The sequence below is a fragment of the Chryseobacterium sp. CG10_8 genome, assembly GCF_058117085.1.
The window spans coordinates 1-10814 of record NZ_JBYVEB010000097.1 but is presented as its reverse complement, the minus strand read 5'-3'; the positions used below and the strand labels follow the sequence as shown (position 1 = coordinate 10814).

Genomic DNA, 10814 nt, shown 5'->3' with positions numbered 1-10814 from the left:
TAAAATTTAGAGCTCTTTTACAATCAAGAAAAGATTTTCGGCTTGGTTACCGATGACCTCATGCTCTACATCGACAGGGATTTCAAAAACATCGAATGCTTTCAGAATATGACTTTTTTCTTCGATGTTGAAGGTGATTTCCCCTTTCATTACAAAAAGCGTTGCAGGAACTGATGTCGTATGTTTTTTCAGAACTGCATTTTCGCCCAATGCAATAGCAATTTGTTGTTGCTTTTCTGTTTTCTTGTTAGAGAAAACACTTGGTTTGTCATTGTTAAAAACGACCTGTTCTAGTAGATTCATGACTAATTAAGCGTTTTTGATTGACAAACAAAATCAGATATAGGTACATTTTCTAACCCTTTGATAGCATTGAATCCGCCTCTTATTTCTGAGAAATTTCTAATTCCTCTGGAATTAAGGATACTAGCGGCAATCATACTTCTATATCCACCCGCGCAATGAAGGAAAAAATGTTGATCATCATTAATATTTCCTGCCCAATCGGCGATACAATCCAACGGTTTGCTGTAAGCATCATTAACGTGCTCTGCAGCGTATTCACTTGGCTTTCTAACGTCGATTACCAACGAGTCCGAAGTGTAATTTTTTTGAAATTCTTCAGGCGAAATTCTATTGATCGTGTCTGTTTCTTTTTCAGTTTGTTCCCATGAAGTGAAACCATCTTGTAAATATCCCAAAACATGGTCAAATCCAACTCTGGAAAGGCGGGTAATAGCTTCTTCTTCGGTTCCAGATTCAGTAACGAGAAGGATAGGTTGATGTACATCTACAATCATGGCTCCAACCCAAGGTGCGAAATCGCCTTTCAAACCTATATTAATAGAGTTAGGAATAAATCCTTTGCTAAAATCTTCTGCATTTCTGGTGTCTAAAATTAAAGCTCCAGATTCTTCTGCAAATGTTTCGAAATCTTCTGGGGAAAGGGCGTTTAATCCTTTGTTCATGACTTCATCAAAGCTTCTGTAACCTCCTTTGTTCATGGCTACATTCATTCCAAAATATTTTGGAGGTGCTGTTAGTCCATCTAAAACTGCATTTACGAAGGCTTCTTTGTTGGGTTGATTAAGAGCGTAATTGGTTTTCTTTTGATTTCCCAATGTGTCCACCGTCTCTTTTTGCATGTTTTTTCCACAAGCAGAACCAGCTCCGTGCGCTGGATATACGGTGATATCATCTGATAAAGGGAGAATTTTTTCCTGAAGAGAGTCATATAAAAGTCCGGCCAATTTCTCTTGTGTCATATTAGCTGCTTTCTGAGCTAAATCTGGACGGCCAACATCTCCCAAAAACAGGGTGTCACCTGAGAAAATGGCTACCTCTTTTCCTTCCTCGTCAATAAGTAGGAAGGTAGAACTTTCCATCGTGTGACCTGGTGTGTGAAGAACTTTAATTTTGATTTTTCCAATATTGAAAATTTGCCCGTCTTCTGCTACAGTCGCTTCAAACGCTGGATGAGCAGTAGGACCATATACGATTTCAGCACCCGTTTTTTTGCTCAAATCCAAATGACCTGAAACAAAATCGGCATGGAAATGCGTTTCGAAAATATACTTAAGTTTTACACCATCTTTCGCTAACCTGTCCAGATAAGGGTGCACTTCTCTAAGTGGGTCGATAATTGCGGCTTCATTTTCTGATACTATATAATATGCACCTTGCGCAAGGCAACCAGTGTAAATTTGTTCTATTTTCATAACTTTTTTAATTTGTTCTGACTATGCAAAAGTCGTACAACTCGTGCAATTAATATGTAACTTATGATACAATTTTGATAGATAAGTTCTATCTCGATTAAATTCTTTTGAAGACTAGTTCATTGAGTATTATCCAAATCCCCATGACAAGGACAAACCAACCAAAGATGGGCTTTAGTTTTCGATTATCTATTTTTTTTGAAAACGAAACCCCAATTAATATTCCTATGACAGAAAGTCCACTGAAGGTCAGTAAGAATTTCCAGTCTACTGTAATTTTGTCCAAAGAAGATACAAATCCAATTATGGAATTGAGCGCAATAATAAACAACGAAGTTGCAATCGCTTCTCGCATTCCTAGGCCAAGTAGCATTACCAATGCGGGTACGATTAAGAATCCACCTCCTGCTCCGATTAATCCAGTGATAATTCCTACTAATAATCCCTGTGAAATGAGTAAGGTATAGTTGGTTTGTAGCATCGCATTTCTAATTCTTTCTTTTTTTCTTATCATTTTGATGGAAGAAAGCAACATGAGAATTGCAAAAAGAATGAGGATAAACATATCCTTCGTTAACGAAATTCCCCACTTATTGATGATATAATGAGGAAGGTGCGGAAGTACTAGACGTCGGGAGAACAAAATTCCCAAAATCGAAGGCAATCCAAAAAGTAAAGCTGTTCTATAGTTAACTAATTTCTGACGTATGAACCCAACCGACCCTACAGAGCTCGTAATTCCTACTACAAAAAGCGAATATGCAGTGGCTAGTTCGGGACTGATATTAAAGATATAAACCATCACAGGGACGGTCAATATACTTCCGCCTCCTCCAATGAGCCCTAAAATTTGTCCAATTAATAATGCACAAAAATATCCTAGTATTTCCATAAGGAGCAAAAATAGGGTCTAATTTCTTACAAAATGATAACTTTTGTTACAAAAGTTCAATTTTGTTACGTCCAAGTTTGACTTTTCCGTCTTCCTCGAACTGTTTCAGGATTCTGGAGACGACTACTCTTGCAGTTCCAAGTTCATTGGCAAGCTGCTCGTGGGTAGTCAGGATAAGTTTGTCATTATTGAGTTCGAACTTTTTTTGTAGGAGATTGAGTAAGCGTTCATCAATTTTCTTAAAAGTGACTTCGTTGACCATGTCCAAAAGTTCTTCAAATCTTTTGTGATACAATCGGAAAATATAGTCCAACCATTCTGGATGACTTTTGATAAGTGCCGTGACTTTGTCTGTTGGTAGAAAAAGTATTTCTGCATCTTCTTCAACCTCGGCTTTTACTTTGCTGGTTTCACCATGGATTCCGCCAAGAAATGACATCACACAACTTTCTCCAGCTTTGATGTAATAAAGTAGAATTTCTCTTCCGTCTTCTTCCGTTCTAAGAACTTTGATGCTTCCTTTAGTTACAATAGGAATTGAGCGTATATAGGAATTTTCATTAAGAATAACATCTCCAGCAGCGTAGTTTTTGGCAGCGCTTAGTTGGTAGAGTTCATCTAATAATTGTTGAGATACTGCAAAGCTATTCTCCATTAGTTAATTGATTTTATAACAAAAGAATTATTTCCAATCTTGATTGGGTCTCCTACTTTTTTACCTGCAATACTTTTGTAAATCGGTGCATGATCAGAAAATGAAATGACATCCAAGCCATCTATAGAAAATACAGGAACCGAAATACCTACAAACAAAAGGTTTTTATCGGTCTCAATCAAGCTCCCATTTTCTACTTCAAGATGTTGGTTTTGTAACTCTTTTTCCAGAAAGCTTAATTCTGTTTTGGCATCACGCAACATTTTTTCAAAACGTAATTGCATGTCTTTGGCTTGGGTCTGTTGCGATAAATCTTCTGGGTCATGAGTATCATCCTCGTCTATGTCAGATGCGGACTTGTATCTATCTACGGATTGCTTCAGATTATCGATGACTTTCTGTTGTTCCTCAATGATCTTATTGAGGACTTTTTCTCTTTTCATTTCTGAATTTTTAGGCTGTTAACAAATTTAGCAATTTAAATTGAGGGAAAGAAATAAAAAGGAAGTAGCATTTGTCATAAAAAAAACCACCGTGTGGTGGTTTTATAGTGTATAATTTTTTGATTAATGATTAGAATCCATAAACAAAAGATAAATTAAAGCTTCTTCCTGGTGCCAAAATTCTCTGTTTTTTGTCTGTTGAAAGGGTTCGGCTCAAGTGTTCTGCATAGGCTTCATCGAAAATATTGGTAATGCTTCCGATGAGATAAGCATTTTTAAATACATTATACTTGGCATCAATATCAAAAAGATTGAATGATGGAGTTTCCATTTCACCAAAATCAGGATTGATGCGATTTTGTTTTGCAACAAATCTATATTTAAGTGCAAGAATAATAGGCTGAAAATTGGCTTCGACATTCCAACGAAAATCAAGAGGTGCAATTTCAGGAAGAGGTTCTTTAGAATTTAAATCTTTGGCGTAAGTATAAGCCACTGCCATTTCCGTTCTGTATTTTGGTAAAAATTGCCAATTGAAGCTCGCTTCAAAGCCTGTTTTAAATGCTTTTTCAATATTTTCAATTTGTCTAACACCAGGGCTTGTCATAGAATAAGGCTTGATGTTCGGGTTGATGACACCAGAAATATAATCCTGCATATAGGAATAGAATCCATCGATTTGGAAGTAGAAATTTTCTTTTTTGAAGGTGTAAATCAAATCGGTTTGATTGTTAGTTTCGGGTTTTACATTTGGGTTTCCTAAAATTTCGTAAGCATCGATTCCTACAGGAAAACGGTTGATAAAACGTTCTGTTAAACTCCCACTTCTTTGTGTTCTTCCCAACCAAATTGATAACTGACTGTTTTTATTGAAAAAATGGCTGTAACCAAAGCTTAAACTTAGATTAACATCTTCCGAATTCATATTACCATAAAGTGTTTTGAACAATTGCGATGGGTCTTTGGCATCTGCGGTGTTGTAGTCCAAACGTAAGGACGCGGTTATTTTTCCTTTTTTCAGAGGATAATTCAACTCATTAAACCAACCTATTTGGTTGATAGAGGAATCTTGCCAAGAGGTTCCGTCTCGTTTGGGCATCATCGGAGGCATGGTCATAGATATATTGTCAGCACCTTCGTGTTTGTAATCAAGCCCAGTGTAAAAAGTGATTTTGTTTTTCTGAAACATCAACTCAGTTCTTGCACCATAGGTATCCGATTTAACATCTGAAACCATGGCTTTATTAGGTGTTCCCATGGAATGATCAACGGTGCTGTAATAGGAGTTAAAGTCAATATGATGAAGCCATTGGTTATGAAATTCTGCTGAATGTTTTAATTGAAACATCCATGTTTTGTCATAAATCAAATCCATACTCAGCGCGGCAAATTCAATATCTCGGCCTTGATTGGTATTGATTTGAAGCGTTGTTGTGTTGTTATGGTTCCATTTGTAATTACCTTTTGTTCCGAAATTATAGCGTTCGAAACTTGAAGGAACCTCATTTCCGTTGCCATCTTTGTAATCGTCACCTTTTTGATAGCTTCCAAATACGTCCCAAACTAAATTTTTAGTTGAAAGCGTTATAAGTCCTTCATTTCTTAAAATGTTGCCATTACTTTCATAACCGAGTGATAATCTGCCTTTAACTTTCGTGCTGTCTGTAAATTCAGGTTCAAAGGTTTTGAAATTAATAGTTCCACCCAAAGCAGAACCATATCTGAAGAAATAAGGGCCTTTATAAACATCGGCTTCTTTTACCATATTCATGCTAATTTGGCTGGAAGCTGGATCCATCCGACTTGGACATGCGTTTACTGAATTCATTGCGCCATCAACAATGAGATTAAGTTGTTCGTATTTGAAGCCCCGCAAAACAGGGTCTGTTGCATAATTCCCTGCTTTTCGGATGCCATTAATTTCTGGAATTGAATTCAGAAATTTTCCAGCATCGTGACTTAGAAGGTCGGTGTTTTCGGTTTCGATTTTTCCTTTTTGTTGAGGTAAAAATTTGGTGATTTTTACCACTTCAATATTCTGATAAATTGAATCTTTCTGTGCATGGACTAAGCCAAATGCAAAAAGAGATATAAGTAGAATTGATTTCAGATTGAGGCCTGAAATAATAGATTGTTTCATTTTTTGATTTTAAAAATTTAAATTCCTTAAAAGAGGTTTTTAATGAAGTAAATATATGCTCTGTTATTTTGAGCGGAACGAAGTGGAGTCGAAGAATCTGAATAAAATAAACAGATCACTCCTTCGTCGGAAACCCAACGCAGTGGTTCGACGAAGTCAATGACAGATTGGATATTTTCAGAATTTTCTTATTCGCAACATTTCACAAAATGTTTCTTATGAAAATTTTGAAAAAACCATCGTCACTAAAAGAATTTAGACTTGTGGCGGATTAGGAAGAATTCTCGAAAATCCTTCTTTTAAATTAAAATCAAGTTGAGAATAAATAACATTCTTTGGTTCAAAAAATTCATTTGAAACTATTTGGATTTCAAACGAGTCTTGGGGAATCAAATTGAACTCAAAGCGTTCTTTCAAAGATTGTGTTGGTGAAGAGCTTTTTTCGGTTTGTTCTTTTGCTTGACATTTACCATGACAGCTCATTTCTGGCTTGGCTTTGTTGATACAATAAACTTCGTAAAATTCTTGATTCAGTTGATAGTCGAGCCAAATCAAAGAGTTTTGAAAACTCGCAACGAAAATAATGAAGGATAATATGTAGGCAAAAAATGCTTTCATGACTTATTTTCAAAAATATCATTTTCGGGTCGATTATTTCTATGATTATGCGCATACATGATTACAATCATGTGGTTTTTGAATGTGGGTTTGGCTTGGTTTTAGTTTCCCGTTTTATTTTTGGTGGAAAACCTTTATCTTTAACCCTAATATTTGAAAAAAAATTAAACGATGGCAGACAAAGCACAATTTATAGAAGAACTTAATTCCCGTTACACGCCAAAAGGTGAGAGTATTATATTAGGAAAAGCGATGTTGAATGGTGAAGTAGTCACTGAAGTGAACGTTTCTTTACCTCTAAAAACCATTAACAGACACGGTTTAATTGGTGGAGCAACAGGAACGGGGAAAACCAAAACCATTCAGGTTTTTGTTGAACAATTGTCACATGCAGGAGTGCCGAGTTTAGTTTTGGATATTAAAGGTGATTTTTCTGGAATTGCAGAACCAGGTTCAGAGAATACCATTATTAAAGAAAGATACGCTAAGACGCAATTGCCTTGGTCACCTCAAAGTTTTCCAGTGGAGTTGATGTCCATTTCTGGTGAGAAAGGAGTGAAACTTCGTGCGACAGTTACTGAATTTGGTCCCGTTTTGTTAAGCAAAATTTTGGAATTGAATGAGACTCAAAGCAGTATCATGTCGATTGTTTTTAAATATTCTGACGACAATGGACTTCCGTTGGTAGATTTAGAAGATTTAAAGAAAGTATTGCGTTACGTTACCGAAGACGATAAAGGAAAAGCTGAATTAGCAAGAGACTATGGTGCGATTTCTACGGCATCTTTGGGGGCTATTTTGCGTTCAATCGTTGCCTTGGAACAGCAAGGAGGAGCAACTTTCTTTGGAGAACCAAGTTTTGATGTAGAAGATTTGTTGGAAACGAGAGACGGAAAAGGAGTCGTTAATATTTTGAGGGTTGCTGATATTCAAAATAAGCCACAATTGTTTTCAACCTTTATGTTGAGCTTATTTGCGGAGGTTTATATGTCTTTTCCTGAAGAGGGAGATAGTGGAAAACCGAAACTGGTGTTGTTTATTGATGAAGCACATTTAATTTTCAAAGAAGCTTCAAAGGCATTGCAAGACCAAATTGAAACCATGGTGAAATTGATTCGTTCCAAAGGAGTGGGGATTTATTTCATTACTCAAATTCCAGGCGATGTTCCTGAGAATGTGTTGTCTCAATTAGGGCTGAAAATTCAGCATGCGTTGAGAGGATTTACGGCAAAAGATAAAAAAGAAATTTCGAAAGCGGTTGAAAATTACCCAATTACAGAATATTATGAAGCCGACCAATTGATTCAGAATTTAGGAATCGGGGAGGCTTTTGTAACTGCTTTGGACGAAAAGGGAATTCCGACGCCTTTAGTTCATACCTATTTAATTTCACCAGAATCCAGAATGGATGTGTTGACGGATGCTGAGGTTGCGGATTTAACTTCTCGTTCGGCTTTAGTGGCAAAATATGAGGAACCTATTGACAAAGAATCTGCGTTTGAAATTCTAACAGAAAGAATGGAAAAGGCGGTACAAAATGCCCCTGTTGAAACGACAAAACCAACAACAAGGGCAAAACAACCGAAAGAAGAACCCGGAATGTTTGAGCAAGTTCTTAATTCCAGACAAGGGAGAACATTTACCAATACTCTTATGCGAGAAGGCGCTAAAGCCATTCTTGGAATGTTAGGTTTAGGTGGAAGGAGAAGGTAACATTGCTTTGTATTGGCATTAGACGGTACTTATTATTACCTTTGTGTTTTTGGTGTAAATTAATTTAGTAACTTCCAAAATTATAAAAAGTCAAATTGAAGAAGGGCTGTCGTTCTGCTATCGGATGGTGTGTCCACTTATTGAAAATGGAATTTTCTTTGACTTTAATCATAAATAATAAATAGCAATCGTTTGTACTCCATAATTGACATAGAAAGTAATGGTGCTGGTTTTAGAAAAGAGAGCATTATCGAAATTGCCATTTTTCGATATGACGGTCATAAGATTACAGACCAGTTTAGTTCGTTGGTAAACCCAGAAAGTGAGATTACTCCTTTTGTGCAAAAGCTAACAGGTATTACTACAAAAATGGTCAAAACTGCACCTAAATTTCACGAAATAGCCAAGAGAATAGTTGAGATCATAGGCGATACCGTTTTGGTAGGTCATAATATTGATTTTGATTATCGTATGCTTCGACAGTCTTTCAAAAGGTTAGGATATGATTTCAAAATTAATACGATTGACACGCTTCCTTTGGCGCAAAAACTTCTTCCCGAAGCCGAAAGCTATTCTTTGGGAAAATTGGTAAAATCTTTGGGAATCCCATTAACAGACCATCACCGAGCAGGAGGAGATGCGAGAGCGACATTGGACTTGTTTCGGTTGTTGATGACCAAAGATCATCAAAATGAAATCATTTTGCAGCATTATCATGAGACAAACGCCAAAACCTATATCAATAAAATTAAAGAGCTAACGCAGGATTTGCCGAACGAGCAAGGTATTTTGTATATGCAGAATGAGACGGGTAAAATTCTTTATTCGGATTTTGTTCAGGATATAAATAAAATTTCGAAAAAAATCTTTAATTCCAAATCTAAAAGATGGGAAAAGATTCAGCAAGAGACGGAACAGATTCAGTATGAATTGGCGGGTAATCATCTTGTAGCCCAATTAATGATGGGAGCAAAAGGTTTTCATAAAACCGAGAAATTGCCTTTTGGCCTCTACGAGCGAAACGGAAAATGGGTGGTGGAAAAAAATACTTTGGAGAAGAAGTTGCAGCCCATATTAAGGTTTCGTTCCTATACGCAAGGTTCCAAAGCTTTAAATTTTATTAATGGCATTGAGGCTTATCACGACCCCGAAGTTTTGAAATCAAAAATTAGTTTGTCCAAAAGGAATGAAATCTGGACCATTCCTGGGCGAACTTTAGGAGAGAAAACGTTTCTTGTTTTTGAAAATGGGAAGGTGACGGGTTTTGGTTTTTATGAACTTTTTCATCAAATCAAAACTTTGAAGAACATCAAGAATCTAAAAATTGACCTCAAATCTGTAAGCACCAACCTCAAAAATGACCTTATGTTGGCTTTGTTGAGAGATGATGTGGAGATTTCTGAGCTTCCAGTCAAATAATTTCATAGGTACAAAAACCCCGACTGCAAGGTTCTTGTATTGCAGCCGGAGAAAACAACTATTGAAATTTATTTTTTACGATATACAACGACTGATAAAATGAGTGTTGTGAGGCTAAGGATTCCATAAGTCAACATTTTGAATTTATAATATTGGCCAAGATTGAGATAAAGAAGATATGTGCAAAAGCATGAAGCAACAAGAAGGCTTGCTGCGATTATCTTCTTTATTAAGTTTGTTTTCATAGTGGTTGTTTTTAAAATATCCGCCACTTTCACGGCGGATAATAATTAGTTTTTATTAACGGTAAACTGTGTTGCCTCCGTTACTTGGTATTCTCCTTTCTGGTAAATATCTTTACTTGAAAGTGCAATTTCATAGACATAGATGCCTTTTGGCAGATCATAGGTACATTCTTTTTCTCCTTTTTGGATAACAAGTTCTTTCTTAATGTCTTCTTCTTCGATAGTTGCATTTAGTCTTACAATAATTTTCTCGTCCATTTTGTTTTTGAAACAATAATTTTCTACCGTTTTTGCATTAGGATCTGCTTTTTTAGAAGAGCCATTTCCGCTAAAGGCTTTGTAACCTTCTACTAATATATTTCCGCTAAGTAATCCCCTGTCAAAGTTGGTAATAGGTGTGGTTTGAGCTGATATTCCAGTTGCGATAGCATGAAGAATATTGCGGCAACGGCATTAGGTTTCATAGCTACTTGATTTAATATTAGTGAATGTATAAGCTGTCAAACCAAGAAAACTTAGAAAGGCGATAAAACTTGTTATGCTTCTAATATCTCCAATGAGATTGCTGTGTTCAAATGTGATTACTGCTGAAATCTGTGTTAAGAAAAAGAACAACAGAAAAATAAATAAATGTTTCATGATTGCTTGTTTTATAGGTTAATAATTAATGAAAAAATTCGGTGATGTATAGAGTTGTTTTCAATAGTTGTTGCATTGTTTTAGTATTTAATTATTTGCAATGTTTTGGTGGAAAAGAATACAGTCCTCCGTTTCCATGATTATAATGAGCAATGCTAAAAGTGGAGATTAGCAGTACAACTGCGCTTAAAAGTTTAATTAGAGTTTTCATGATTATTTTTTTTAAAAATTTTTGTTATGAGCGTAAGTGATAAAATTGCAGGTCCGTATAAAATTATAAATAAAGGGTTATAATTGCTATCTACAAAAAGCCAAACAAAAAGAGCTGTTAA

Annotated in this window: 12 protein-coding genes; 2 read left to right on the top strand and 10 right to left on the bottom strand. The window is 35.9% G+C overall.

Going from position 1 to position 10814, the window contains the following annotated elements:
• Positions 1-6 precede the first annotated feature (6 nt).
• The 7 genes from AC4AGG_RS13215 to AC4AGG_RS13185 all read right to left on the bottom strand — a co-directional run bounded on the left by AC4AGG_RS13215 (position 7) and on the right by AC4AGG_RS13185 (position 6466).
• On the bottom strand, positions 7-303 hold the full coding sequence (locus tag AC4AGG_RS13215) for a cupin domain-containing protein (protein WP_489772482.1): 297 nt from the start codon (positions 301-303) through the stop codon (positions 7-9).
• A gap of 2 nt (positions 304-305) precedes the next feature.
• Positions 306-1718 (bottom strand): MBL fold metallo-hydrolase, encoded by a 1413-nt coding sequence (locus tag AC4AGG_RS13210; RefSeq protein ID WP_489772481.1) that lies wholly within the window; start codon positions 1716-1718, stop codon positions 306-308.
• Positions 1719-1815: 97 nt separating this feature from the next.
• Entirely contained in the window at positions 1816-2610 is a 795-nt protein-coding gene (locus AC4AGG_RS13205) for a sulfite exporter TauE/SafE family protein (RefSeq protein WP_489772480.1), read from the bottom strand.
• A 46-nt stretch (positions 2611-2656) separates the two neighbouring features.
• Complete coding sequence (locus AC4AGG_RS13200; RefSeq protein ID WP_489772479.1) at positions 2657-3265, bottom strand: Crp/Fnr family transcriptional regulator; 609 nt, start codon at positions 3263-3265, stop codon at positions 2657-2659.
• Complete coding sequence (locus AC4AGG_RS13195) at positions 3265-3708, bottom strand: hypothetical protein (protein WP_489772478.1); 444 nt, start codon at positions 3706-3708, stop codon at positions 3265-3267. The genes AC4AGG_RS13200 and AC4AGG_RS13195 overlap by 1 nt, the downstream gene beginning before the upstream one ends.
• A 130-nt stretch (positions 3709-3838) precedes the next feature.
• A complete protein-coding gene (locus AC4AGG_RS13190; protein ID WP_489772477.1) occupies positions 3839-5848 on the bottom strand; it encodes a TonB-dependent receptor domain-containing protein in 2010 nt (669 codons plus the stop codon).
• Positions 5849-6103: 255 nt separating this feature from the next.
• Entirely contained in the window at positions 6104-6466 is a 363-nt protein-coding gene (locus AC4AGG_RS13185; protein ID WP_489772476.1) for a hypothetical protein, read from the bottom strand.
• 171 nt (positions 6467-6637) lie between these two features.
• On the opposite strand from AC4AGG_RS13185, the gene AC4AGG_RS13180 reads away from it, so the two are divergent.
• Together AC4AGG_RS13180 and AC4AGG_RS13175 are read left to right on the top strand one after the other, a co-directional pair.
• The gene (locus AC4AGG_RS13180; RefSeq protein WP_489772475.1) at positions 6638-8179 is read left to right on the top strand and encodes a helicase HerA-like domain-containing protein; all 1542 of its coding nucleotides are present in this window, start codon (positions 6638-6640) and stop codon (positions 8177-8179) included.
• A gap of 192 nt (positions 8180-8371) precedes the next feature.
• Positions 8372-9598, top strand: coding sequence for a 3'-5' exonuclease (locus AC4AGG_RS13175; RefSeq protein ID WP_489772474.1), 1227 nt, complete (start codon positions 8372-8374; stop codon positions 9596-9598).
• A gap of 68 nt (positions 9599-9666) precedes the next feature.
• On the opposite strand, the gene AC4AGG_RS13170 is transcribed toward AC4AGG_RS13175, so the two are convergent.
• The 3 genes from AC4AGG_RS13170 to AC4AGG_RS13160 form a co-directional block, all read right to left on the bottom strand.
• The gene (locus AC4AGG_RS13170) at positions 9667-9843 is read right to left on the bottom strand and encodes a hypothetical protein (protein WP_489772473.1); all 177 of its coding nucleotides are present in this window, start codon (positions 9841-9843) and stop codon (positions 9667-9669) included.
• 45 nt (positions 9844-9888) lie between these two features.
• A complete protein-coding gene (locus AC4AGG_RS13165) occupies positions 9889-10101 on the bottom strand; it encodes a hypothetical protein (protein WP_489772472.1) in 213 nt (70 codons plus the stop codon).
• 195 nt (positions 10102-10296) lie between these two features.
• Positions 10297-10482 carry a hypothetical protein gene (locus AC4AGG_RS13160; RefSeq protein ID WP_489772471.1) on the bottom strand — a complete coding sequence of 62 codons (186 nt, stop codon included), beginning with the start codon at positions 10480-10482 and terminating at the stop codon, positions 10297-10299.
• Positions 10483-10814 lie beyond the last annotated feature (332 nt).

Bases quoted from the DNA above. Each gene is read 5' to 3' on its own strand.
- AC4AGG_RS13180 (WP_489772475.1), top strand. From the start codon at position 6,638: ATGGCAGACAAAGCACAATTTATAGAAGAACTTAATTCCCGTTACACG.
- AC4AGG_RS13200 (WP_489772479.1), bottom strand. From the start codon at position 3,265: ATGGAGAATAGCTTTGCAGTATCTCAACAATTATTAGATGAACTCTAC.
- AC4AGG_RS13170 (WP_489772473.1), bottom strand. From the start codon at position 9,843: ATGAAAACAAACTTAATAAAGAAGATAATCGCAGCAAGCCTTCTTGTT.
- AC4AGG_RS13165 (WP_489772472.1), bottom strand. From the start codon at position 10,101: ATGGACGAGAAAATTATTGTAAGACTAAATGCAACTATCGAAGAAGAA.
- AC4AGG_RS13190 (WP_489772477.1), bottom strand. From the start codon at position 5,848: ATGAAACAATCTATTATTTCAGGCCTCAATCTGAAATCAATTCTACTT.
- AC4AGG_RS13215 (WP_489772482.1), bottom strand. From the start codon at position 303: ATGAATCTACTAGAACAGGTCGTTTTTAACAATGACAAACCAAGTGTT.
- AC4AGG_RS13210 (WP_489772481.1), bottom strand. From the start codon at position 1,718: ATGAAAATAGAACAAATTTACACTGGTTGCCTTGCGCAAGGTGCATAT.
- AC4AGG_RS13160 (WP_489772471.1), bottom strand. From the start codon at position 10,482: ATGAAACATTTATTTATTTTTCTGTTGTTCTTTTTCTTAACACAGATT.
- AC4AGG_RS13195 (WP_489772478.1), bottom strand. From the start codon at position 3,708: ATGAAAAGAGAAAAAGTCCTCAATAAGATCATTGAGGAACAACAGAAA.
- AC4AGG_RS13185 (WP_489772476.1), bottom strand. From the start codon at position 6,466: ATGAAAGCATTTTTTGCCTACATATTATCCTTCATTATTTTCGTTGCG.
- AC4AGG_RS13205 (WP_489772480.1), bottom strand. From the start codon at position 2,610: ATGGAAATACTAGGATATTTTTGTGCATTATTAATTGGACAAATTTTA.